The 23,012-nt window shown below is 61.0% G+C and carries 20 protein-coding genes and 6 pseudogenes; 14 read left to right on the forward strand and 12 right to left on the reverse strand.

The features are described 5' to 3' along the window. Positions 1-413 (reverse strand): A24 family peptidase (locus VR74_RS08860; RefSeq protein WP_299949960.1); only part of this gene is annotated, 413 nt, incomplete at its 3' end. Between the two features lie 128 nt (positions 414-541). On the opposite strand from VR74_RS08860, the gene VR74_RS08865 reads away from it, so the two are divergent. The 10 genes and pseudogenes from VR74_RS08865 to VR74_RS20720 all read left to right on the forward strand — a co-directional run. Beyond that, positions 542-1,777, forward strand: coding sequence for a bifunctional alpha/beta hydrolase/OsmC family protein (locus VR74_RS08865; protein ID WP_045695999.1), 1,236 nt, complete (start codon positions 542-544; stop codon positions 1,775-1,777). Positions 1,778-1,866: 89 nt separating this feature from the next. Further along, positions 1,867-3,402, forward strand: coding sequence for a Do family serine endopeptidase (locus VR74_RS08870; protein ID WP_045696000.1), 1,536 nt, complete (start codon positions 1,867-1,869; stop codon positions 3,400-3,402). A gap of 36 nt (positions 3,403-3,438) precedes the next feature. Further along, the gene (locus VR74_RS08875) at positions 3,439-4,110 is read left to right on the forward strand and encodes a response regulator transcription factor (RefSeq protein WP_045696002.1); all 672 of its coding nucleotides are present in this window, start codon (positions 3,439-3,441) and stop codon (positions 4,108-4,110) included. Positions 4,111-4,143: 33 nt separating this feature from the next. Then, positions 4,144-5,544: an ATP-binding protein gene (locus tag VR74_RS08880; RefSeq protein WP_045696003.1), complete on the forward strand. Its 1,401-nt coding sequence runs from the start codon at positions 4,144-4,146 to the stop codon at positions 5,542-5,544. A 6-nt stretch (positions 5,545-5,550) separates the two neighbouring features. Then, positions 5,551-8,238: a bifunctional [glutamine synthetase] adenylyltransferase/[glutamine synthetase]-adenylyl-L-tyrosine phosphorylase gene (locus tag VR74_RS08885; protein WP_045696005.1), complete on the forward strand. Its 2,688-nt coding sequence runs from the start codon at positions 5,551-5,553 to the stop codon at positions 8,236-8,238. Between the two features lie 56 nt (positions 8,239-8,294). After that, entirely contained in the window at positions 8,295-8,810 is a 516-nt protein-coding gene (locus tag VR74_RS08890; protein WP_299949962.1) for an EF-hand domain-containing protein, read from the forward strand. A gap of 166 nt (positions 8,811-8,976) precedes the next feature. After that, positions 8,977-9,519 carry an RNA polymerase sigma factor gene (locus VR74_RS08895; protein WP_045696006.1) on the forward strand — a complete coding sequence of 181 codons (543 nt, stop codon included), beginning with the start codon at positions 8,977-8,979 and terminating at the stop codon, positions 9,517-9,519. Then, a complete protein-coding gene (locus tag VR74_RS20715) occupies positions 9,516-9,959 on the forward strand; it encodes a hypothetical protein (RefSeq protein WP_299949964.1) in 444 nt (147 codons plus the stop codon). Before VR74_RS08895 ends, VR74_RS20715 begins: the two co-directional genes overlap by 4 nt. Then, positions 9,956-10,462: a periplasmic heavy metal sensor gene (locus VR74_RS08905; RefSeq protein ID WP_045696008.1), complete on the forward strand. Its 507-nt coding sequence runs from the start codon at positions 9,956-9,958 to the stop codon at positions 10,460-10,462. The genes VR74_RS20715 and VR74_RS08905 overlap by 4 nt, the downstream gene beginning before the upstream one ends. Before the next feature lie 116 nt (positions 10,463-10,578). Further along, positions 10,579-10,830 (forward strand): annotated as a pseudogene (locus VR74_RS20720) (integrase core domain-containing protein); the annotation flags it as partial. Here VR74_RS20720 and VR74_RS20725 read toward each other — a convergent pair. The 8 genes and pseudogenes from VR74_RS20725 to VR74_RS20745 all read right to left on the reverse strand — a co-directional run. Next, on the reverse strand, positions 10,827-10,958 hold the full coding sequence (locus VR74_RS20725) for a hypothetical protein (protein WP_299949965.1): 132 nt from the start codon (positions 10,956-10,958) through the stop codon (positions 10,827-10,829). The pseudogene VR74_RS20720 and the gene VR74_RS20725 sit on opposite strands and share 4 nt — an antisense overlap. Before the next feature lie 83 nt (positions 10,959-11,041). Beyond that, a pseudogene (locus tag VR74_RS08910) lies at positions 11,042-11,684 on the reverse strand (transposase); the annotation flags it as partial. 61 nt (positions 11,685-11,745) lie between these two features. Then, complete coding sequence (locus tag VR74_RS08915; RefSeq protein ID WP_045696009.1) at positions 11,746-12,405, reverse strand: hypothetical protein; 660 nt, start codon at positions 12,403-12,405, stop codon at positions 11,746-11,748. Positions 12,406-12,408: 3 nt separating this feature from the next. Then, positions 12,409-14,391, reverse strand: coding sequence for a S8 family serine peptidase (locus VR74_RS20730; RefSeq protein ID WP_299949967.1), 1,983 nt, complete (start codon positions 14,389-14,391; stop codon positions 12,409-12,411). Positions 14,392-14,754: 363 nt separating this feature from the next. Beyond that, a complete protein-coding gene (locus VR74_RS21540; RefSeq protein ID WP_366462370.1) occupies positions 14,755-14,982 on the reverse strand; it encodes an IS110 family transposase in 228 nt (75 codons plus the stop codon). Positions 14,983-15,145: 163 nt separating this feature from the next. After that, positions 15,146-15,538: pseudogene (locus VR74_RS21545) on the reverse strand (transposase); the annotation flags it as partial. A gap of 108 nt (positions 15,539-15,646) precedes the next feature. Continuing rightward, positions 15,647-15,772 (reverse strand): annotated as a pseudogene (locus VR74_RS20740) (IS3 family transposase); the annotation flags it as partial. An 8-nt stretch (positions 15,773-15,780) separates the two neighbouring features. Next, a pseudogene (locus VR74_RS20745) lies at positions 15,781-16,077 on the reverse strand (IS110 family transposase); the annotation flags it as partial. A gap of 239 nt (positions 16,078-16,316) precedes the next feature. Between VR74_RS20745 and VR74_RS08930 the strand changes: the two are divergent. Together VR74_RS08930 and VR74_RS08935 are read left to right on the forward strand one after the other, a co-directional pair. Beyond that, complete coding sequence (locus VR74_RS08930; RefSeq protein ID WP_045696010.1) at positions 16,317-16,829, forward strand: RNA polymerase sigma factor; 513 nt, start codon at positions 16,317-16,319, stop codon at positions 16,827-16,829. Continuing rightward, complete coding sequence (locus VR74_RS08935) at positions 16,826-17,599, forward strand: hypothetical protein (protein ID WP_045696012.1); 774 nt, start codon at positions 16,826-16,828, stop codon at positions 17,597-17,599. Before VR74_RS08930 ends, VR74_RS08935 begins: the two co-directional genes overlap by 4 nt. 449 nt (positions 17,600-18,048) lie before the next feature. Here the strand turns inward: VR74_RS08935 and VR74_RS20750 are convergent. From VR74_RS20750 to VR74_RS20760, 3 genes and pseudogenes are all read right to left on the reverse strand, one after another. Next, positions 18,049-18,300: pseudogene (locus VR74_RS20750) on the reverse strand (integrase core domain-containing protein); the annotation flags it as partial. Positions 18,301-18,329: 29 nt separating this feature from the next. After that, positions 18,330-18,608 carry a leucine zipper domain-containing protein gene (locus VR74_RS20755; protein ID WP_366462366.1) on the reverse strand — a complete coding sequence of 93 codons (279 nt, stop codon included), beginning with the start codon at positions 18,606-18,608 and terminating at the stop codon, positions 18,330-18,332. A gap of 661 nt (positions 18,609-19,269) precedes the next feature. After that, positions 19,270-19,851, reverse strand: a complete 582-nt coding sequence (locus VR74_RS20760; protein WP_299949971.1) for an aspartyl/asparaginyl beta-hydroxylase domain-containing protein — start codon at positions 19,849-19,851, stop codon at positions 19,270-19,272. 394 nt (positions 19,852-20,245) lie between these two features. Here VR74_RS20760 and VR74_RS08950 point away from each other — a divergent pair, with 394 nt between their 5' ends. Together VR74_RS08950 and VR74_RS08955 are read left to right on the forward strand one after the other, a co-directional pair. Then, positions 20,246-21,751, forward strand: coding sequence for a hypothetical protein (locus VR74_RS08950; RefSeq protein WP_299949973.1), 1,506 nt, complete (start codon positions 20,246-20,248; stop codon positions 21,749-21,751). A 137-nt stretch (positions 21,752-21,888) separates the two neighbouring features. Beyond that, complete coding sequence (locus VR74_RS08955; protein WP_045696017.1) at positions 21,889-22,956, forward strand: porin; 1,068 nt, start codon at positions 21,889-21,891, stop codon at positions 22,954-22,956. Positions 22,957-23,012: the final 56 nt, after the last annotated feature.

A 23,012-nucleotide genomic window follows, 5' to 3' on the forward strand; every position in this document is an offset into this window, starting at 1 on the left:
CCCGGCCAGGCGACCCACATGCCGATCGCGCCGAGCAGCTTGGCATCGCCCCGGCCGAGGCCGTCGCGCCCGCGCAGGCGCCTGTAGGCGATCTCGAGCCCGACCAGCGCGAAATAGCCGATTCCTGCGCCGAGCAGGTGATGGAGCCAGAGGTCCGGCCTTGTGAGGGCCACCATGATGACGCCGAAGAGCAGGACCGTGAAGGTCAGCGCGTCGGGCAGGCGCAGGGTGGCGATGTCGATGGCCGCGAGTGCCACGAGCAGCGCGCCGAGGCTGAGCGACAGGAGGATGGTGCCGGGCGGGGCCATGAGCCAGGCGCTGGCGACCATGGCCGGTATGGCCACCGCGAGGAACATGTAGGCGGGCTTCATGGGGTTCTGGATGGTTTCCGCGCGATTGGGTCTGGCGGCCACGAACCGCATGCAGGCCGGGCAAGTCAAGCCTGCACACGCCGCCGGTCACGCAAACGGCATGGCTGCGGCCTTGCGCACCGGGGCCGTCTCCGCCAGTTCTGTTGGCTGGACACACCGAGGAAACTGACATGGGCCAATTACACCGCGTTGAATTTACCGGCCATGATGGCAGCCAGCTGGCGGCGCGGGTGGACGTGCCCGCCACCCCGCCGCGCGCCTGGGCCCTGTTTGCGCACTGTTTCTCGTGTTCGAAGGATATGCTGGCGGCACGCGAGATTACGGCGGCGCTGGTGGAACAGGGGATCGGTGTGCTGCGGTTCGATTTCACCGGGCTCGGCAATTCGGAAGGCGATTTTTCGAACACGAATTTCTCGACCAATGTGCAGGATCTTGTGGCGGCGGCTGCGTGGCTGGAGGCGGCGCATGGCGGGCCGCAACTGCTGATCGGGCATTCACTGGGCGGGGCGGCGGTGATCGTTGCGGCGCACGAGATTACGCAGGTGAAGGCGGTGGCCACCATCGGCGCGCCGTCGGATGCGGCGCATGTGATCAATGCGATCCGCACCCATGTCGAGACGATCGAGGATGAAGGCGAGGCCGAGGTCGAGCTGGCCGGGCGGGCCTTTGTGCTGAAGCGCCAGTTCCTGGAGGATGTGCGCGGTGCGAAGGTGACGGAGGCCGCCGCCGGCCTGAAGCGGCCGCTACTGGTTCTGCACGCGCCGCGGGACGAGACGGTCGGGATCGACAATGCGACGGGCCTGTTCGTGGCGGCGCGCCATCCGAAATCCTTCATCAGCCTCGACCGGGCGGACCATTTGCTGACCGGGCCGGACGATGCCCGGCGGGCCGGGAAAATGATCGCCGCATGGGCTGAGCCCTATATTTTCGGGGCTGTCAGGGCGGCGCCCGTGCAGGAGGCAGGCGGCACGCGCGATGTGGTTGTCAGGGAGACGGGGCGCGGAAAATTCGAGAACGCGGTGATGATCGGCGATTTTGCGGGGATTGCTGACGAGCCGGTGGACGTGGGCGGCGGCGGGCGCGGGCCGGATCCGTATGAATACGTGGCGGCGGGGCTGGGCGCCTGCACGTCGATGACGCTGCGCATGTATGCTGACCGGAAGGGCTGGCCGCTGGAGCGCGTGTCCGTCGCGATCAGCCATAGCAAGGACCATATCGACGACTGCCTGCATTGCGAGGAGGGGCGCAAAATCGACGTGTTCGATCGCGCGATCACGATTGAGGGTGATCTGGACGCCGTACAGCGCGCGCGGATGATGGAAATCGCGGATAAATGCCCGGTTCATCAGACACTTGAGGCCGGGGGACATGTGCGAACGGTGGAAACGCCGCCCAAATCCACCTAACTGACATTTAATGACCACATTGCCTGTGACATGTTTATCTAGGTAATGATCGGCCTAACCGACATAATTTCAGTGACTTGGAGAGACTAATGAAGAATTTTGGCATTTCGAGACAAGCCCTCGTGGCGGCTGTCTTTGGCGTAGCGGCCGTCGGCACGCTGGCGCTGTCGCCGAACATCTTCAGCCAGGACGCGGGCGCCCAGCCCATTGCCGTCGAGGCGCCGAAGGGCGCTCCGCTGAGTTTTGCCGACCTGATCGAACGGGTTGAACCGGCCGTTGTCAGCGTCAACGTCATCAGCGAACGGGAAGTCGGCAGACTGGCTGACATGGAACAGTTCTTCGAACAGTTCCGCGGCATGCCGGGCCTCGACGAGTTCCTCGAGAACCGCCGTGAACAGGAAGAGCAGAACCCCGAGCCCGAAACGCAGGAAGCCCGCTCGCTCGGGTCCGGCTTCGTAATTTCCAAGGACGGCTATGTCGTGACCAATAATCACGTGGTTGAAAAGGCTACGGAGATCATGGTGACCCTGCAGGACGGACGAGAACTGGAAGCCGATCTTGTCGGCACGGACCCGCAGACCGACCTTGCCGTTTTGCGCATTCGCGAAAAGGGAACCTATCCCTATGTCAGCTTCGGCAGCTCGCGCGAGCTGCGCAAGGGTGACTGGGTGGTGGCCCTCGGCAACCCGTTCGGCCTTGGCGGAACCGCAACGGCAGGCATCCTGTCGGCTGACGGACGCGATATCGGCGCCGGTCCCTACACGGACTTTCTCCAGATCGACGCCTCGATCAACCGCGGCAATTCGGGCGGCCCGACCTTTGACCTCTATGGCAATGTGGTTGGCGTCAACACGGCGATCTTTTCGCCGACCGGCGGATCTGTCGGTATTGGCTTTGCCATTCCGGCGGAACTGGCCAGTGAAGTGACGCAGGCCCTGATCAAGGATGGCCGCGTGTCCCGCGGCTGGCTCGGCGTTGCGATCCAGGACCTGACCCCTGACATGGCCGAAGCCCAGGGCCTCAAGAATGAAGAAGGCTCGATCATCGCGGATGTCACCGCCGGCAGCCCTGCCGAAAAGGGCGGCCTCCAGCGCGGCGACATCATCCTGTCGGTGAACGGCAAGGACGTGACCGACGCAACGACGACGACCCGCCTTGTTGGCAAGCTGATCGCGAATACGGCGAACAAGTTTGAAGTGCTGCGCGGTGGCAAGCGCCAGACGATCAGCGTGACCGTGGGCGAACGCCCCGATGACCTGTCTGCCACGTTCCGCCCGACGCCGGGCGCGACACCGCCGCAGGCCGAAGCGCCAGGCACGGCGCTCGACGATCTGGGCGTGACCTTCAAGCCGATGGATGACGAGACGCGCACCAAGCTCGGCCTGCGCAGCGGCGAAGCCGGTCTGGTGATTGTCGACGTAGCCCGCAAGGGTATTTTCGAAGAGGCCGGCCTGCAGGACGGCATGGTCATCCTCGAGGCGAACAACCAGCCCGCCACATCCGTGGCGGCGTTTGAAAAAGCGATTGCCGACGCGAAGAAGTCCGGCCGCAGCAAGGTGCTTGTCGCCGTGCGGATCGGCCAGATCACGAATTATCGCACCCTCGACCTCGCGACAAAAGGATAGGATACCATGATGGCAGAGACCTTGGCGGGAGATAACATGCGTGTTCTGGTGATCGAAGATGATGCCGAAATGGCGAGCTTCATCCAAAAAGTCCTGATGGAGGCGGGCCATAGCGTGGACATGGCGATTGATGGCGAACGCGGCCTGGAACTGGCGCGGTCGACGGATTTCGATGCCCTCGTGGTCGACCGGATGCTGCCGGCCAAGGACGGGCTGACGCTGCTGAAGGAGTACCGCGAAGCGGGCGGCAAGACGCCGGCCCTCTTCCTCTCGGCGCTGGGAGATGTCCAGAACCGGGTGCAGGGCCTGAAGGCCGGGGCGGACGACTATCTGTCGAAGCCGTTTGCGCCATCGGAACTTGCGGCCCGCGTGGAGGCCCTCGGCCGCCGCCAGGTGGGCGAACCGCAGGTGACCTCGCTGAAGGCGGGCGACCTGGAAATGAACCTGCTGACCCGGAAAGTGACGCGGGGCGGCAAGAAGATCGAGCTGCAGCCGCGTGAATTCCGCCTGCTGGAATACCTGATGCGCCATGCCGGACAGGTGGTGACGCGCACCATGCTGCTCGAAAAGGTCTGGGACTATAATTTCGACCCCCAGACCAATGTGATCGACGTGCATATCTCGCGTCTTCGCGCCAAGATCGACAAGGAGTTCGAAGAGCCCTTGCTGCACACGGTGCGCGGTGCCGGGTATCGCTTGCAGGGCTAGACGGCCCGCCCGCAGACTGGCACGAGGCGAGTCATGAAACTCGGCCTGCCGACCTTCCTGCGAACGACGACGTTCAAACTGGCGCTGCTCTACAGCGCCATGTTTGCGGCGTTTTCGGCAGCGTTGCTGATCTATCTCTACTATTCGACGGTCTATTATATCCGAACCGAATCCGACCGGCGGCTGGACCTTGAGTTCGAGCAGCTGGGTAATGCCTATTACACGGGCGGCATGGAACGCCTGAGCCAGTCGGTGCTGGAACGCATGACGCGGACGGGCTCGACCTATTTCTACTATCTCGAGGATTCGTCGGGCCGGAAGATTGCCGGGCATTTCCAGCGGATGCCGGTGGCGCCGCCGGAGGTTGATTCCAAGACCGTGTATTTCGATTTTGACCAGCCGGAGCCGGATGGCACGATGATCGTGCGCTCGGCTGCGGGCAAGTTCGTGCGGTTGCGCGACAATGGCGGGGCGCTGCTGGTGGCCTTCGACACGGCGCAGCAGACGGCCATCGTGGTGCGGATCCAGAGCGCGATTTTCATTGCCGCGCCGATTGGCCTGATCCTGTCGCTGCTGGGCGGGGTATTGATCTCGCGCGGGGCGGCGAGCCGGGCCGATGAACTGGCGCGGACGGCGGAGGCGGTGATGGGCGGCGAGCTTGGCCGGCGCGTGCCGGTGCGCGGATCGGGCGATGAATTCGACCGGCTGGGCCAGCGGATCAATGCCATGCTCGACCAGATCGAGAAGCTGGTGGATGCGACGCGCAATACCGGCAACGCCATCGCGCATGACCTGCGTTCGCCCCTGTCGCGGCTGCGCAACAAGCTGGAGATCGCCCTGTCAAAGCCCCTGTCGCAGGAGGCGGCGAGCGCGACCCTGAGCGAGACAGTGGAAGAAGTGGACCGCGTGCTGGCGACCTTTAATGCGATCCTGCGGCTGGCGCGCCTTGAGGCGGGGGCCGAGGGCGAGCGGGTGCGCATGGATGTCAGCGAACTGGCCGAGGAGCTGGCCGAACTGTTCGACCCGGCCTGCGAGGAGGCCGAGCTGTCATTCAAGAGCCAGATTGCGCGCCACCTGATGGTGCTTGGCGACCGCGACCTGATCGGGCAGGCGCTCTCGAACATGCTGGACAATGCCGTGAAGTACACGCCGAAGGGCGGCGCGATCTCCTTCACTGTGGCGCGCGGGCCCGACGGGACGATTGACCTGACGGTCGTCGATTCAGGGCCGGGCGTGCCGCCGGAAGCGCGCCAGCTGGTGGTGCAGCGTTTCCAGCGTCTCGATTCGGCGCGGACGCTGCCGGGTTCGGGGCTTGGCCTGTCTCTGGTGGATTCGGTCGCCGACATGCATGGCGGCGAACTGATCCTGCTCGACGCGGGTGGCCCGGCCAGGCAACCTGGCCTCAAGGCGATCCTTCGCCTGCCACGGGCCTGAACCTGAATGCTTGAGATCCGTCCCATTGCCGCGACACCGGATGCCGCCCTGGAGGCAGCCTTCGCACACGCACCTTACCTGCGCCGCCTGTCTGATCGCTGCGAGGCCCGGCCGTTCGAGGATGCGCTGGCGATGGTCACCGGCCTGAAGGCCGAGACGCCGATCGACGAGGCGATGGTCGTGCTGCGCAAGGCGAAAGCCTCGGCGCATCTGGCGCTGGCTGCCGATGACCTGTCAGGGCATCGCAGTGTGATGGAGGTGACGGCGGCGCTGACGGAACTGGCGACGGCGGCCGTGCAGGCGGCCCTGCGCGTGGCGCTCGCCAGCCGTGGCCTGACGGAGACGGGATTGTTCATTGTGGCGCTCGGCAAGATGGGCGCGTTCGAGCTGAACTATTCCAGCGATATCGACATCGCCGCCTTCTACGAGCCAAACGAGTTTGACGGCGGGGAGCGCGACCCCGGCGATGCGGCCCAGCGTGTGTTGCGCGATGTTGTCCGGCTGCTCGATGAAGTCACGGCGGACGGCTATGTTTTCCGCACCGACCTGCGCCTGCGGCCTGATCCGTCATCAACGCCGCTCGCCGTTTCCACGGACATGGCCGAAGCCTATTATGAGAGCGTCGGCCAGAACTGGGAACGGATGGTCTGGATCAAGGCGCGCGCTGCCGCCGGTGACATGAAGGTCGCCGCGCGGTTCATCGGCCGGATGGGTGCCTATGTGTGGCGCCGCCATCTCGACTATTGGGCCATCGACGACATCCAGGCGATCAAGCGGATGATCAATACGAAGATCGGCGCAGTCGGCCTCGAAAATCCGGCGCCTGATATCAAGCTGGGCCCGGGCGGCATCCGCGAGATCGAGTTCTTCGTGCAGACCCAGCAACTGATCCTTGGCGGCCGCTATCCTGTGCTGCGGGACAATTCCACGCTGGGCGCGATGGCGGCCCTATGCGATGCGGGCATCGTGACCGGGGGAATTGCTGCGGACCTGACGCAGGCCTACAAGGTGCTGCGTGACGTCGAGCACCGCATCCAGATGCGCCACGATGAGCAGAGCCATACAATCCCCGCTGACCTGGCCGAGCGCGCCGGGGTCGCTGCGCTGTGCGGATATCCCGTGCTTGAGGCATTTGACCGCGGCCTGCTCGAAACGCGCAAACTGGTGCAGGCGGCCTATGACGCGCTGTTCGAGCATGAAGGCGGCGAGGACGATGCCAGCGACATTGGCAACCTTGTCTTTACCGGAGTCGATGATGACCCGGAAACGGTGCGCACACTGTCGGGTCTCGGTTTCAATGATCCGGCCAGGGCCATTGACACGATCCGCAACTGGCACAGGGGCAATGTGCCGGCGACGCGCACCGTGCGCGGGCGTGAATTGCTGACAGCCATCCTGCCGCGCATGCTGACAGCGATGGGGGCGACCGGTGAGCCGGATGAGGCGTTCCGCTGGTTCTCGCGTTTCTTCAGCGGGCTGTCATCCGGCGTGCAGACGCTCTCAATGCTGCTGGCGAAACCCGCTTTGCTGGACGACCTTGTGGCAACGCTGGCGCTGGCGCCGCGCCTGGCCGAGATACTGTCGCGCCGTCCTGACCTGCTGGAGGCGCTGGTCAGCGGCCAGGCGCCGGATGTGCCGATGATTGCGGGCGATACGAGTTTTGACGCCGCGCTCGACGCATGGCGGCGGTATCACCGTGAACAGAGCTTCCTGATCGGTCACCAGTTGCTGCACGGGCTGATCAATGCCTCGGATGCGGCCGTGCACTGGTCGCGTCTCGCCGATGACACGATCCGCGAGATGGCGTCGGTTGCCGAGCAGGAGACAGTGCGGCGCTATGGCGAGGCGCCGGGAACCTGGGCCGTGTTTGCGATGGGCAAGCTGGGCGGCGCGGAACTGACGGCGGGGTCCGATCTCGACATTATCGTGATCTATGACTCGCCCTCGCTGGACGCGCAAAACTGGTTCACCCGGTTTACGCAGCGCCTGATCACGGCGCTGACGGCGCCGACGGCGGAAGGGGCGCTTTACGAAGTCGACATGCGGCTGCGCCCGTCCGGCCGGGGCGGGCCCGTGGCGGTCAGCCTTTCGGCATTCGAGCATTACCAGAATGAGGACGCGTGGACCTGGGAGCACATGGCGCTGACGCGCCTGCGCTATGTCACGGGTGATGCCGGCCTCGGGGCGAAAGTGCTGACCATCGGCAAGGCTGCGATTGCCGACCGGGCCAGCAAGGATACGGGACAGATCGCGCAGGATATTTCAGACATGCGCCAGCGCCTCTATCAGGAAAAGCCGGGCAAGGGGCTGTGGGACCTGAAAACCGAAAAAGGCGGGCTGATCGACATTGAATTCATCGTCCAGAAGGAGATGCTGCTGAAGGGCGAAGCGAAGGCGATCTGGTCGAATACCGGCCATGCGCTGGCGGGCATTGCCGAGGCGGGCAGCCTGTCCGGCGAGCAGCGCATCGCGCTGCAGGACGCATTGGCGTACCTGCAGGCGTTGCAACAGGTGCAGCGCATTGCTGTGGGCAGTGAAATGACGGCGGATGCGATTCCGGACGGCCTGAAGGACCGGCTGTGCCGCGCCGTGCACGAGGATGATTTCGATGCGCTGGAACGTCATCTGGCGGCGCTGAAATCCAGGGTCCATGCCATCGCGGCGGAAAAACTGCAGTTGCCAGCGACGGATTGAGGGGGCGGCGGCGTTGTATGCGTGATGGGTTAATCACGACAACGGAGAATTCCCCAATGAAACGCACAACACTAGCTACCCTGATCGGCGCTGCGGCAATTGTCATTGCTGTACCCTTTGCGGCCCAGGCCGAGCGCGGTTTTGGCCGGCATGACGGATCTCACGGCGAGCATATGAAAGCGGTCGATACCAATGGTGATGGCGACATCTCCAAGGAAGAAGTCGAAGCTTTCCGTTCCACCATGTTCAACGCAGCAGATGCCAACAAGGACGGTTCGCTGTCGCTTGCCGAAATGACGGCGCATCACGAAGCGCAGCAAGCCCAGCGCAAGGCTGAACGCCAGGCGCGCCACTTCGCCAGGATGGACACTGACGGCGACGGCAAGATCACTGCAGCCGAGTTTGCCAGCCAGCCGATGCGCGGCATGGAGCGCATGGACACGGATGGCGACGGTGTCGTCACCGAGGAAGAGCGCGCAGCAGCCATGGCCACCATGAAGGAACGTCATGGCAAGTGGGGCAAGCGTGGCCCGGGCCGCGATGTCGCCCCTGAAGCGCCAGACGCCGAGTAAACCGGGTCCTCCCGGACAGCCAGGCAGGCCGGATGCATGATATGCGAGATTTCCCCCCTTCTCTGCACTTTCAGCTGCGTCCGGCCTGCCTGGCGACCGGGGTCCAACAGGCCGCGCAAGGCGAAGGCATTTCCCCTTTGCTGCACCGCGCGCTAGACATTGCCTCGTGGCATTCTCGTCAGACCTCGATCAGATCACACGCGCGGCTGCCGGGGAACGGCAGGCGGTGTCGGCGCTGGTCAACCGGTACAGCCCCGGTGTGCTGGCGCTTGCCACGCGCATGCTGGGCGACAGGTCAGAGGCCGAGGACGTGACACAGGATACGTTCATCCGCGCCTGGAAGGCGCTGCCGGACTGGGAGCCCCGGGCGAAATTTTCGACCTGGCTGCACCGGGTGGCCCTGAACCTTTGCTATGACAGGCTGCGCAGGCGCCGGGAGACCAGCATGGCCGAGCCGCCGGAGCAGGTCGACATGGCGCTGCGGCCGGACGATGCGCTGGACCAGTCGGAACGTGTGAAAGCGGTGGAGGCGGCGATTGCTGCCCTGCCTGAGCGCCAGGCGGCCGCCTTGACGCTGTGCGCGCTGCAGGACCATTCTCAGGCCGACGCAGCCGATATCATGGAGATCAGCGTGGAGGCGCTGGAAAGCCTTCTGGCCCGTGCACGGCGCACGTTGCGCGGGGTCTTGCTGGAAAGGAGTAGCGCATGACAAATATGATGACCGATGCACGGCTGATCGCCCTGATCGAAGCCTGGGGCGCGGATGTGAATGCGTTTCCTGAAGCGGAACGCGACGCGGCGGCGGCCTTGCTGTCCGAAGCGCCGCAGCGCTTTGCCGCCCACCTGATGGCTGCCCGCGAGATGGACGTGCTGCTCGCTACCGTGCCGGAAGCTGCGCCCTCCGCGGCGCTGACGGAGGCGCTGATCGATTCCGCACCCCGGCTACGGCCGCAGCGGCGCAGCTGGTTTGCTGCCATTCCGCGCTGGCCGGCCGTCGGAGCCCTGGCTTCGCTGGCCATCGGGCTGGCGATCGGGCTGGGTACGGCCCAGCCGGTGGCCGGCGATGCGCCGGAAGACGCTGTCGATACACTTGTGTATGCCGCTCTCGGATTTGACACACTCACTTATGCCCAGGAGGCCGCTCAATGAGCGAGACCCGTTCAAAGCGCCAGATTCCCCTCTGGTTGACCCTGTCGATCATGGCGAACCTGCTGCTGGTCGGGCTGGTGGCCGGCATGCTGTTGCGCGGCCAGCCTGCCGGACCCGCTCCGGATGGCATGCGGGGGCAACGCCCGCCCATGCTTGAAGGGGCCAGCCATGAAGATCGCGTACTGGTTCGCCGCATGATGATGGAGGCGTTCCGGTCGGCCGAAAACGAGGTCGAACAGCGGCGTGCCGCACGCGTCGCGTTGGGTGAGGCCCTGCAGATTGATCCTTATGACCGTGAAGCCGTGCGGCGGGCTTTCGTGGGCCTGCGCACCTCTGATGAAGCAGTGCATTCGGAAATTCACGAAACGCTGGTCGACCGGCTCGACGAGCTTGGCATCGAGCAGCGCAAGGCGCTGGCCGAGATGCTGTCGCGCGAACCGGGTGACCACCGGCGGCGCAAGGGTCGCGGGTTTGACCGTGAAGACGCCAGTCCGGAGGACTAGCAGGCTGCTGAAAAACCCGGGACTGTCCTAAATTTTGTGCTTTCGGCTTTTTTCCATTATCAGACCACGACCTGTCACCGAAGATGCTAGCGAACTGGGGCTTTGCCTGCAACCGGTTGGGCCAGCGCCACATACGGACAAAACCCTACGCACCCAAGACGAATGGCAAGGCCGATCGCTTCATCCAGACCGCCATCCGCGAATGGGCCTATACACGCACATATCAAACCTCAGACCAGCGAGCAGCTCATCTCTGAGGATGGACGCACATGTACAACTGGCATCGACCCCACGGAGGCATTAAAGATCAAACACCCATCAGTCGTCTCGGGATCGCCGAGGACAACCTTTTTAGACTTCACATCTAGCCAGCCAGCTGGTTGGTTTTGAAGTCCGGAAGCGTGCTTCCGGCGCCATGGAGTTCACGCTCGCGGGTAAAGACCGTCTTTCGACGGATTATACGTTGAGTGGTGGCTGCCTTGATGGTGGCGCTCATGCGGCAGCTCCTGCAAGCAGCTTTGGTAATCAGACAAGGTTATAGGCCGCGATGGCGATATCGAAGCCGTGCGCGACGCGCCGCTTGCCCCGGCCCTTGCCATACAGGCGGGCATCGGGGTCTGTGGAAGCCGCATGTGTCTGGTTTGACAGCTTCTCGCCATGGAAGTCGTGCATGGCATTGCCACCGCCGCCCGCGCCATCCGGGCCAGCGCCGCTATCGTCGCCGCCATCAGTGTCCTTCGGGCGGAAGCTCTTTGTGCTGGCCCAGGCCTCGATCAGGGTACCGTCCACGCTGAAGTGATCCCACGATAGCAGCTTCTTCACCCGCCGGTGCGACAGGACAGCATTCAGGACCTTGGCCGCGATATCCCTGTCGAGCAGCCGGTCACGGTTCTTCGAAAAGAATGAGGCATCCCAGGTCGGTTCATCGGCCCAAGCCCGACAAACCAGCGAAACAGGAGATCATAATCCTGCCGCTCCATCAGCTGACGCTCGGAGCGGATCGAATAGATCGCCTGCAGCAGCATCGCCCGCAAGGAACATTCCGGCGCGATCGAAGGCTGGCCGGTATCCTGCGCGTAGAGCGCCGAAAAATCTGCGTCCAGAGCCTTCAGCGCGTCATTTACCAGCAATTGTTCTGCCTGAGAGGATGATACGATGCGATCCGGTCTTCAACGTTCACATGCGTAAACAACTGATCCGTTATCCGACCCTCACCGCGCATCGATGCCTCCCTTGCATACGAACAAGAGAATCATGCTGCGCAGGCTAAACCGAGCCCTTTTTCAGCAGCCCTTCTTGATTACTTCGGCTATCCTATCGTCCGTTGCGGTCCGGCCTGGAATTTTAGCGCACAGACGGACGGTTTCGGACTCGCCCGTTGCATACTTTGTAGATGAGCGCTCGACATAGTGACCGACTTCGTCCGACCAGAGCCAGCCCCTGCGCTCTACCAGCTTCATCGAACTGGCCGTGTAACGTTCGCAGTTGACCGGGAGGACCTCGATTTCGGCAAAAGTAAACGACTCCATTCGTTTGCGCCCTACCTTGCAGGACCAGAATTGCAGGCTCCTGCTTTTGACGCCGTCGCGCGGGAAGATGTCCGTTATCACGCGAAATCTAGAAGACGCGCCTTCGCGCGGAGGCCAGAGCTTTTCGGGCTTGCCGGAGACGGTGCGCGTTCCCTTCACTCCGCTAACTTCCCATTCGAGGATAGGAACTGTGAAGTTACGTGACCGGACATATTCACGGCCGCGCCGCGTTGCCCAGACCTGTGTCGCGCCTCGATCCTCGACGAGACGTTCGACACGGCCGTCATTGAATACGAATGTCGCGTCCTGTTCAATTCGAACGGGTTCAGGCAGCGGACGCGCGGAGGCTGTCGGCATCGATACGGCCGCCAAAGCGGTCAGGCTATAAGCGACAATGACAAGCTTCCGGGGCATGCTTTAGTTCACTTCCTCAACATCAACATGTACGAGACCATGGCCAAAAGTGGGATCCGTGCCGGAGGCTCCGAGATCGCGAGCTTCTTCAGTGAAGGCTTCAGCACGCCTTGATGCGTCCTTTTCCGGGATCGGATTCTGAAGTGACAAAAGCGCGGAGACAACGGGCGTGGCGAAGGACGTTCCGGTCACCGCGCTGTAAGTCCGATTCGGTCCGGCCGCTAGGATCTTTACACCGGGCGCCGCAATATCGACCTGCTCACCGCGTCCTGCCCGCCGGTAGATCTTGCCGTCGATATCGACGGCCGTAACACCGACTACGTCCGTATAAGTAGCGGGGTACACAGGCGGGGCTGCAGGGCCGTCATTGCCTACCGCCGCTGTGATAATATGGCCCTTGGCGGTCAGGCGTTTGATCGCGGCCTCGAGAATATCGCTTGGCGGACCTGCGATGGAAAAATTTATCACCCCGGCTCCCTGAGACGCAGCCCAGTCGAGGGCCTCCAGCAGCGCTTTGGCATCCGTTTCGGGAACTCCATCCTTCGAGACAGAAAACACGTTCGCCGCGAGCAGTGTCGCTCCAGGAACTATGCCTCGATAATCAGCTGACGGATCATATCCGACGATAATGGAGGCAACGGCTGTTCCATGATCAGAGTCGCGGCCCTTTTTTCTGCGGGCAAAATCCTTGACCACTACTTTTCGGGTCAAGAGGGAAGGGTGACTTGCGTCCACCAGCGTGTCGATCATGGCGACAACTGCGCCTTCGCCCGAATGCTTTCCGCCAACTTTCTGAACCACACGGCCTTCGTCTTCAAGACTGTCCGAGGCCGGCAGCCCGAAGATATGGTTATAGTCGAATGGGGCCGCCGGAAGAGCTTCACGCAATGCATCTGCGGCTTGAGGCAGGCTCATGCCTGCCGGAGGGCGAAGCCGTTGCAGACTGGCACCAAGGCCGTCAAGCTGGGTTTGATCCATCAAACGGAAGCCAACATCTTTGAGAAGCGAGAGGTCGGTTGGCCCAAGATCAAATGTCAGAATGTCCTTGTTGGCGAGAGGATATCCTTCATCGTCCACGAGCCCGGCTGAAGAGCCGCTGCGCGTGTCGGGCCTTTCGTCCGGATCTTTCGGGTGAGCACCTGAAGACGGAGACACGCCTCTGACTCCCGAACCACCTGGCGCATCATCATCATCATCTGAATTGCGAGCGGACGGCTTGTCGTCTTCACTTCCGTTATCATCATCGGAAGATCCGGTGCCGGTATCATTGCCACCGCCATCGTCGTCACTGGCGGGGCTATCATCGACGTCACTGCCGGGGCCGTCATCGTCGTCACCGCTAGGGCCATTCTCGACATCGTCTCCGGTGTCGTCTCCAACATCGTCTCCAGCATCGTCTCCGGAGTCGTCTCCAACATCGTCTCCGGAGTCGTCTCCAACATCGTCTCCGGTGTCGTCTCCAACATCGTCTCCGGTGTCGTCTCCAACATCGTCTCCGGTGTCGTCTCCAGCATCGTCTCCGGAGTCGTCTCCAACATCGTCTCCGGTGTCGTCTCCAATATCGTCTCCGGTGTCGTCGCCAACATCGTCTCCGGAGTCGTCTCCAACATCGTCTCCGGTGTCATCGCCAATATCGTCTCCGGTGTCATCGCCAACATCGTCTCCGGTGTCATCGCCAACATCGTCTCCGGTGTCATCGCCAATATCGTCTCCGGTGTCGTCGCCGATATCGTCTCCGGTGTCATCGTCAACATCGTCTCCGGTGTCGTCGTCAAGTAGGTCGCCGTCCTCGATGGGGTCTTCATCTTCGTCATCGTCCTCGTCATCTTCATCGTCCTCAACCTGTGCCTGCGCGGGCCCGGCGAGCACGATGGCAGAAACGGACGCCATTAGGATTGCTGTGGCCGGCGGCGCAGATCCAAGCTGAATGCTAGCGAGCAGCCAGGCGGCCAGATCAATACTGAAGCTTCCTTTGCTCGACGACATGCCTATCCCCCTGTCGGACAATCTGAGTAGGAAACGCCCGCGTTGCGCAGTTTATTCCCAGAGATGAAACTTGTTTGCAACGAGAGCCCCGAAAAGTGAACCGCGCCGGTAACCCCGAATACTGTTCGATTGGGGTCATGCAGCGATAGCGTGTTCCTTCAGGATCGCAAAGTAGTTCGCCTCCGTTTCTGCCGGGGGAGGCAACTGTGTTCCTCACAGAGCGATGGGTGTTCGGTTTCTGATCATCGCGTTGAGGATGACGAGGAGTTGTCGTCCAACGGCGATGAGGATTGTCTTGGGCGCCTTGCCCTTTTCATTCATGCGTTGTCACATCGCGATCCGAGCCTGGATTCGCTGCGATGTCTAAAGTGCCGCGATGTAGAGGGCCTGGCGGACCTTTCGCCCTCCGCCCCATATCCTGCGTGTCCCTCGCGATGTTCCGCTTTCGCGGGCATGCGGCGCAAGTCCGGCAAGGGAGGCGATCTTTCGTCGGTCGAGCTTGCCAAGCTCTGGCAGTTCGCCAAGCAGGGTGGCTAGCGCGGTTGGTCCGACGCCGGGAACAGCGGTAAGAAGCCGAGCGTCGTCGGCCAGAACCCCATCCTCTGATCATGTCGTCCATGACTTCGATCCGGCGGTCCAGGATGCGGATCAGGCTGTCGATATCCTTGAGGATGTCTCGCTGGCCGGCGCTGTGACGACGGAATTTTTCGGCTTTGCGCATGTCGACCTGCTGCCGCCGTCGGCGCATGTAGTCGGCCAGCCTCATCCGGGCCGGATCAGGCGTGACGGTGACGGCAAGGTCGATGCGCAGGCCCATTACCGCGAGGATGCGAGCGTCGACCTGATCGGTCTTGGCGAGGACGCCAAGGACGCGGGCGAACTCGCGTGCCTGGCGCGGATTGACCCGGCTGTAAGAGACGCCTCTGGCGCAAAGTCCGGCAATGAGCTGTGCGGCACATCCGCTTGTGGCCTCGAAGACCAGCCAGCATCCAGGAGGCCGGCTTGTGACCCATTCGTCAATGGCTTCAGGCGAGTTGTCGATCCGGCTGGCAAGGCCGTCGGGCAAAGTATGAAGGTCGAGACAGGCACGGGAAAGGTCGCACCCGATAATGAATTCTGACATGGTGAGAGCTCCTGTCCATGTCATGCGGGATCTGTCGTCCCGAGCAACTGTTCAGGTTAAACATCACGCAGAGGGGGCGGGCTCCCCTTTGTAATCTCAAGGTAGCAGACTTTCAACAGACAGGGGGGCGTTCGGATCGGGCGGGCGGCGGTGGTTGAACCAGTCGACCCATTCAGGGGTGGCGTATTCGACGGCGTCCATTGGTTTCAACGGGCTTTCTCGCCAGATGACTTCGACCTATCAGCGTCCATTGATGGTTGACGTGCACGGGATTTCAGAACCATTGCACTGGACTGCTGTTCGGCTGATATGACGGAAACAAATCTCATTGATTTGCGCACAGCCGCTTTGCTTATCACCTCGGCATCTGCGGCGTCCGTTTTGCCGGGCTTAACGAACGGGTTGACGTAAGCCGGCGGAACAAGTCTCACCTCATGGCCAAGAGCGGAAATCTCTCGCGACCAATGATGTGCGCCATCGCAAGCTTCCATCGCCACAATGCACGATGGCATCTTCCAAAAGAACGGCAGAACATTTGTGAGGCGCAACTGGCTGTGGAACAGCGTGGCTCCGCTTGCATCAGCGCCATGAGCCTGAAGAACCGGCTTGGCCAAATCAAATCCAGTAATGTGTGCCTAGTCCATCCGTCTCGATCCTTATTTGCTGCAGCGCAGGCCCAATCGCTCGCCAGCAGAGTAAAGGTGAGAAGGTCGTTCCACATCATCAAACCCGGCGCGATTCAAAGAGACATTTTTCTGACATGGAATAAAGGTAACCGGAACAGCGTTTTAAGGGGCAGTGAATGAAGATTCAGGAAGAACAAGCGTTGCGTTCGCAGATTGTTGCGCTGATCCCGCGCCTGCGAAGATTTGCGCTTGGTCTGACCCGCAACGGTCCTGAAGCAGATGATGTGGTACAAATGGCACTTGAACGCGCTATCGGGAAATTAAGCCAGTTTCAGCCGGGAACAAGGCTGGAAGCCTGGATGTTTCGAATCGTCAAGACCACCTGGCTCGACGACAGGCGACGGTTGGCGCGCCGACCCGCAGAGAATAACGAAGCGGCCATCAACGGTTTTGCGGGCGACTGTCTGGCGCAGACGGATGTGCTGGACCTTCGCGCTGATATTGCGCGCGCGCTGACCACCCTGAATGATGACCAGCGTGCGGTCGTCCTGCTCGTGCTAGTTGAAGGGCAGAGCTATGACGAAGCGAGTGAAATCCTCGGAGTGCCCGTAGGCACGGTCATGAGCCGGCTCTCAAGGGCGCGGATGGCCCTCGTGCAGGCTCTTTCTGAACAGGGAGTGCGGCCATGATAGACAAGATCACCGACGAAATGATCATGGCTCTGGCCGACGGGCAATTGGGCGACTCGGAATCTGAACGGATCCGTATGGATGTAGCGGCAAATCCTGAACTGCAGGCGCAGTTCGAGGCCTACCAGACAAGCCAGCGGATGCTTACCGAAGCGTTCGCCGGTCATCTGGACCGCCCAGTGCCGACTGCGATGCAGCAGGTCGTGCTTGGAAACACGAGAGAACGGGGCGGCGTGGTGTCGCTCGATAGCGAACGGACGAAGCGCAAGCCGCCCGTGAGGTTTGACTTCCTGTTGCAGGCGGCGGCGGCAGCCGTCTTGCTTAGCGCAGCAGCGCTAAGCGGTTACCAGGTCGGGCAAAACGAGCCGGAGGACGATGCAATCGTACTTGCCGGATTGCTTCCGCAGGACAGTCCGCTCCAGAACGCCCTGATGGCGACGCCATCTGGTAGTTCGATCGATATCGGTCAGTCCCAGTTTCTGGCGATCGCAACCTACCAGACATCCGACCGGCAGGTGTGCCGCGAATTTGAACTCAATCGTGCCGGGTCAGGCACCGTAGGCCTGGCTTGCCGCACCGAAAGTGGCTGGCAGATCGAAGTGGCGGCGCTCAATATGACGGGCGGAACGTCCGATCAGTTTCTTCCAGCCTCGGCCGACGCGTTCGAACTGGTGGGCGCGGCGCTGGATGCAAAAGGTGCTTACGATGGTGTCGATGCCACGCGCGAAGCCTGCATCCTGGATCAGCGCAATTGTGTCGGGCAGCGCTGACAGGCAGGAAGGGTATCGCCGACAAACTGGTGCCATCAAGGCAATTTGCACAGCCTGATCAGAGCATTGCGCCAGGGACTACTGTCTTCCAAATCGGTATTGCTTCATTGGATAATATCCGTCTTCTGATGGAGTTTATTTATGTTCAGTCGAGAGGCCGCTTCAGTCAGTTGCGTCGAGGCGGCGCAAATTTCCCCAAATTCTGAATCCAAGGGAATGAATACTGCATTCTGTACGTTTAACCAGCAAGGGCATCGTGGCGTACCTTCATGATGTTTCCGAGGATTGTTGGCGTCGGTATAGCAATTCCTCTTTTTGCTATGGCGATTGCCCGCACCGGACCCTGCGATGGGTTCGTCAGGCCAGCTGCAGGATTTGTCCCCCCACCCCTTATTCTGCAACTGCAGGCCGATGCCAACAATCTGACCGGGGGCCTACAGCCGCTTGAGTTAGGTGTGGGATCTCAATCTGTTGTCCTCGGCGATCCCGAGACGACTGATGGGTATTTGATCTTTAATGCCTCCGTGGGGTCGATGCCAGTTGTACATGTGCGTCCATCCTTCGAGATGATCTGCTCGCTGGTCTGAGGTTTGATATGTGCGTGTATAGGCCCATTCGCGGATGGCGGTCTGGATGAAGCGATCGGCTTTGCCATTCGTCTTGGGTGCGTAGGGTTTTGTCCGTATGTGGCGCTGGCCCAACCGGTTGCAGGCAAAGCCCCAGTTCGCTATCATCTTCGGTGACAGGTCGTGGTCTGATAATGGAAAAAAGCCGAAAGCACAAAATTTAGGACAGTCCCGGGTTGGTGCAGGCGATCTGGCCGCGAAGACTTGTCGGTCATACCGCCAGGGGCAAGGCGCCTGAACTGGGCGACCCACCGCAAGACCGTCTTGCAACAGACACCATGAGCCCTAGCCGCCGCACTGGGAGTCAGCCGCCCCGAAACAACATCCATTGCCAATTCTTCTCGACGGATAGGCGTCAGACGGGCATTCTTGTGCAGGTTCATTCGGGTGCTCTTTCGAAAACTGAGGTGTGGTAACTCCAGTCTTCTCGATCAGCCCCGAATGGACAACCTATTGAAAGATCACAGTTAGGGACCTGATCTTGTCATCCGCTGAGTTGTCTTGAGCAATGCTTTTGGCGGGCCCAACACACTCGTCCCTGAGCAGCGCTTACAGGAGAAATCGCTCAGACGCGTCGAACCCGTCCTGCCTGACAATCTCTCAGTTGCAGTTAAGGTTCAGCCGGGCAGATGAGAGCCTGAGGCAGTCCGGTACAATGATCCTGCTACTGAACCGGATATGCGCACCCGTTTCAGACACATCGATACAAATCCCGTCAACCCCGCCATTGGGCGGCCACGTCAATCGGCAAGGGCCCAGGTCTTTTTGCGAGCTGACTTGCGCTTGCCCGCGGATTTGGCCATTGGCGAGGGATTGGGCGGCACAGCCCGGGAGCTGATCAGCGCACGCTCAATCTGCGACTTTGCGATATTGGGTGGCTTTTTGCGAAACATGCTGTTCTGCTCCAACTCGCTTCAGGCTCCAGGCGTCCAGGTCAAGACGCTGCACGGAAGCGGGTTGCGCAACTTCCGATTTAGCACCTTGCAAAAGGAAATATTCCGTTCAGGCGGGAGGCGCGTAAAAGTTGGTGCCTGTCAGACAGTGTCAGGCTTTAAGAGATGCTGCCTTCGCTTTTCTTGACCTGCGCAGGACCTCTGTTTCGAGGTGGCGCGGAAGGAGATCAAAGATGAGGTGAATCCGTTCTTCATCGGCATCATTCTTTGCTTCATGTACGGCCTTGTTATCAAACCACCACAACTCGCCTTCCTGCATGCGGACCTCTTCATCACCGGCCTTCAGCCAGGATCCGAGCCTGGATTTCAGCACAAAGTGGTACCGGTTGCGGACTTTGTAATACTCACCCCGGTCCTTGTGCGGATAGACTTGGCGTCCTGCCGGCAGGCAAACAATCTTTGCTCGGCCCACGACGGCATCTTCTTCTGCCGCAATCTGCTTCAGGAACTCCTGAAAGCGCGCTAGGCGCTGCGCTCCGCTTGTCCAGCGAGTTTCGTGGACATCGCGGCGTGGGCGGTCGCCTTGCGCCGATTTTACCATTCCGCGCAAGGGAATAGCGAGCGCCTCGCGTTGCACCGAGACCGCATCCTGGCGCCCTGTCTGCTCGCTCCAGACACCCTCTATCTTGGCCAGTTCATTGAGGAAAGGGGCCGGGTCGAGATCCTGTTTCAACTGTCTGAAGTAACGCATGGATTATCTCCCCGTTTGGAACGAGAACGCTGAGCTGGCTCTATATATTCCAGCGATGGTAAGCAGGGTTGTAGACGAAGCTGTAAGCTTATTGGGTGGTGCAATCCTGCCTGCGGAATATTCGATCCCGCCAGGGCGTTAGTGAGGAAGGCCGGTATACGCCAGGCCGGAGGGTTACTCATTGAAATATGTTGAGAGTCTGGATCGCTGGGTCCGCAGACCATTTGACTTCGTTTCTTTTGGTCGAACTTTGAAATGCTTTGGAGCGGCCGTCTTCGGCCTGAGTATCATGATAAACGCACACGCCGACAGTACACCTTCAACGGAACGCCCCAGTCAGCAAGCGCCCGGTCTCCCGACAGGCATATCACGGTTCATGTTCAGCGGATGGGAGGGGCCGGAACTCAGAGTATGGACGTATGTCCCGAGTTCGTTGGATGCAGACGCGCCCATCCTGTTCGTCATGCATGGCGTCGAACGCGATGCAAAAAGGTATCTTGAGGATTGGGCGCGTACCGCCGAGCGGCACGGGGTGATACTGGTGGCGCCAGAGTTTGACGAACGCCGGTTCCCGGGATCGGAGTCCTATAATCAGGGCGGCATAGTCGATCCTGGTTCCGGTAAGAAACTGCCCCGTGAGGTCTGGACGTTCTCGGTTATCGAACCGCTGTTTGAAGAGGTGCGCCGGCGGTCAGGGAGCAATTCGATCACCTATTCGATCTACGGCCATTCCGCGGGCGCGCAATTCGTTCACCGCTACGTCATGATGACGGAGCCTGCGCGTCTTGATCAGGCCGTAGCTGCAAACGCAGGTTGGTATACCGAATTTGATCCGGGTCGTTCCTATCCTCAAGGTCTCAAGCTCGGCAGAAGGGAGGCAATCGCTGAGACGTCAGGCTTCGAGACGCAGTTGACGATACTCCTCGGAACCGAGGACATAGAATCCGACGACCGAAACCTACGTGCCGATGCCTGGGCGCGCGCGCAGGGAAAAAACCGTTTTGAACGGGGCCGGGCTTTCTTCGCGGATGCGCAGGTCTTTGCGAGCGGCGGGAAAGCCACGTTCGCCTGGCAACTGCGGTATGCGCCAGGTATCGGTCATGAGAACCGGAAAATGGCGGCTTACGCTGCGGACATTCTGTTCCGGCGGACAAAGGCGAGCCAGCCCGCTCAAGTCTTGCTCTCCGTTCGTCGGGCTCAAGAAGCCGAGCAATGCGAAGCTGCCGGAAAAGCTACCCGGCGAAGGCAGGGGCTGACGAAGAGCGGTTGTGCCGTCCTGTCTGGTTACGAGTTCAGCGTCTGGGCTGCCCGGCAAGGCGTACTTCAGGCATCCGAAGCTTCTGTAACATTGGATCAGCCTGTTGGAATTGGAGCTGATCAGGAGCTGCCCGGCGTAACCGGACGCGTGTTCAGAGCAGCACTGATCGACGCAGGCGGAAAAGACACCCGCGAATCTTCAGCGCTCCAGCGCAAACTGGACACGCTTGTCGAGCGCGGGACAGATCTGGTCTTGCTCGTCAATTCACCGACCGATGGCAGGGTGAGGCGCACCGGTCAGTACACGCTTGTGCATATTCCCCGCGAAAGGCTTGCCCGCCGGGACCGGGAGGCCGGTCAGACCTTTGGCGACAATAACTTTCTCGTGGCGCTGACGCCTTCACCTGCAAACTTGAAAATGCGCTTGGTAATCTATCCGTCTATGAGTGACGCGGCGCAAAGACAGTCCGAGCATGCAGGCTCGGGTCCTGAACAGTGGAAACCGTTTTCGGAGGCTGTCCGGCGAATAGTTATGGGAACGCGGGACAAGATAAGGTTCGAATCCGGACAGGATGACCAGGGTGACTATCTCGCCTTTGATGTTGACTGGCCGCTTGGCGATTGACGGGGGCGGCCGTGTTCCGCAATGCCTCGGGTGCGATACCTCCATCGGTGTCCTTGCCGGAAATTCTGTTGCGTGGCGGAATGAACCGCGCTCTGAGGGCGTTCATACTTGGACAGCTTCTAAGCAATGGGGGTAACATGCTTATATCTTTGAAACTGGGCGCTGCCACGCTGACGGTCCTGTTGGCGCAGGCGGGGCTGAAGGCGGCCGCTGAAATCAAGTACGATGAACGCGGTCTTGCCTATGAAAATGGCGCTGTGACAGTTCGGGCACGTGCCGCCGTTGCCGTACAAGGCGCCTGGTACGAACCGCTTCAGGGCGGGCTGCCTCGCAATGGAGGCGAAGCCGACGGATCGGCAGTCATCATCGCAGAATGGGAAACCGATTCCGGCCTTCTATTTGGCGTTCGTGGTGAGATCGATTCCGGCAACAAGGATATCGAAAACTTCGAGCGCGACGAGCTCTATGCTTATGTTGCCGCCGATTGGGGCCGCGTCGAAGTTGGTGAGAACGATGGTCCCGCCGACAAGCTGTCCTTCCACGCGCCGACGCTTGGCCTCGGCCAGGTGCGCGGCGATTTCGGACGCTATACGGGTTCTGTCGCCCTGCTGTCGCCCTATGATAGCCGCGACGCTCTGAAGGTCTCGTACTTTTCGCCTCCAGTCAGCGGCTTCTCGGCCGGCATCTCCTACTCGCCGGAGTTCGCCTCCAATGAAGATGCCGCAAACCCGAGAAGCCGGGTCATCCAGAACGACGTTTACGAAATCGGCGCACAGTATGTCCGCCCGGTGGGAAACTGGGTGGCCGGACTGTCTGGTGCCTATGTTAAGGGCACTTCGGATCCGGTCACTAACCGCGCGGATATCGCAAGCTGGAGTGTCGGGACCGAACTGCGCCGAGGGAAAATGACCTTGGGCGCAGCCTATGTTGACCGCGGACGCTCGGCGCTTCGGCCGGCTGCAGAGACCGAAGGCGAATGGAATGCAGGGCTTGGATGGGAAGAGGATCGCTGGCAGGCGGCACTTTCATATGCCGTGACAGATCAAGGCGGCGACAAGGATCACAGGTTCGGCTTCGGCGTGGATTTTGATATCTCACAGCATGTGTATCTGCGGGGAGACGCGGTTCGTCTGGCTTTTGAAAGTCCCGGTACAGACAAGCAAGACGGCTGGGTCGCCGTCACAGAACTGGGGCTGCGTTTCTGAGGCATACCGCTGCGGAACAATCATTTTTCTTTGCCCCGCCTCGACTGGCGGGGCAT

It is taken from the genome of Hyphomonas sp. BRH_c22 (assembly GCF_000961795.1).
In the GTDB taxonomy this organism is placed as follows: Bacteria; Pseudomonadota; Alphaproteobacteria; order Caulobacterales; family Hyphomonadaceae; genus Hyphomonas.

What these genes read in the sequence shown, in the direction of transcription:
- VR74_RS08865 (WP_045695999.1), top strand. Translation starts at nt 542, where the DNA reads ATGGGCCAATTACACCGCGTTGAATTTACCGGCCATGATGGCAGCCAG.
- VR74_RS08870 (WP_045696000.1), top strand. Translation starts at nt 1,867, where the DNA reads ATGAAGAATTTTGGCATTTCGAGACAAGCCCTCGTGGCGGCTGTCTTT.
- VR74_RS08875 (WP_045696002.1), top strand. Translation starts at nt 3,439, where the DNA reads ATGCGTGTTCTGGTGATCGAAGATGATGCCGAAATGGCGAGCTTCATC.
- VR74_RS08880 (WP_045696003.1), top strand. Translation starts at nt 4,144, where the DNA reads ATGAAACTCGGCCTGCCGACCTTCCTGCGAACGACGACGTTCAAACTG.
- VR74_RS08885 (WP_045696005.1), top strand. Translation starts at nt 5,551, where the DNA reads ATGCTTGAGATCCGTCCCATTGCCGCGACACCGGATGCCGCCCTGGAG.
- VR74_RS08890 (WP_299949962.1), top strand. Translation starts at nt 8,295, where the DNA reads ATGAAACGCACAACACTAGCTACCCTGATCGGCGCTGCGGCAATTGTC.
- VR74_RS20715 (WP_299949964.1), top strand. Translation starts at nt 9,516, where the DNA reads ATGACAAATATGATGACCGATGCACGGCTGATCGCCCTGATCGAAGCC.
- VR74_RS08905 (WP_045696008.1), top strand. Translation starts at nt 9,956, where the DNA reads ATGAGCGAGACCCGTTCAAAGCGCCAGATTCCCCTCTGGTTGACCCTG.
- VR74_RS20725 (WP_299949965.1), bottom strand. Translation starts at nt 10,958, where the DNA reads ATGAGCGCCACCATCAAGGCAGCCACCACTCAACGTATAATCCGTCGA.
- VR74_RS08915 (WP_045696009.1), bottom strand. Translation starts at nt 12,405, where the DNA reads ATGCCCCGGAAGCTTGTCATTGTCGCTTATAGCCTGACCGCTTTGGCG.
- VR74_RS20730 (WP_299949967.1), bottom strand. Translation starts at nt 14,391, where the DNA reads ATGTCGTCGAGCAAAGGAAGCTTCAGTATTGATCTGGCCGCCTGGCTG.
- VR74_RS08930 (WP_045696010.1), top strand. Translation starts at nt 16,317, where the DNA reads ATGAAGATTCAGGAAGAACAAGCGTTGCGTTCGCAGATTGTTGCGCTG.
- VR74_RS08935 (WP_045696012.1), top strand. Translation starts at nt 16,826, where the DNA reads ATGATAGACAAGATCACCGACGAAATGATCATGGCTCTGGCCGACGGG.
- VR74_RS20755 (WP_366462366.1), bottom strand. Translation starts at nt 18,608, where the DNA reads ATGAACCTGCACAAGAATGCCCGTCTGACGCCTATCCGTCGAGAAGAA.
- VR74_RS08950 (WP_299949973.1), top strand. Translation starts at nt 20,246, where the DNA reads ATGTTCAGCGGATGGGAGGGGCCGGAACTCAGAGTATGGACGTATGTC.
- VR74_RS08955 (WP_045696017.1), top strand. Translation starts at nt 21,889, where the DNA reads ATGCTTATATCTTTGAAACTGGGCGCTGCCACGCTGACGGTCCTGTTG.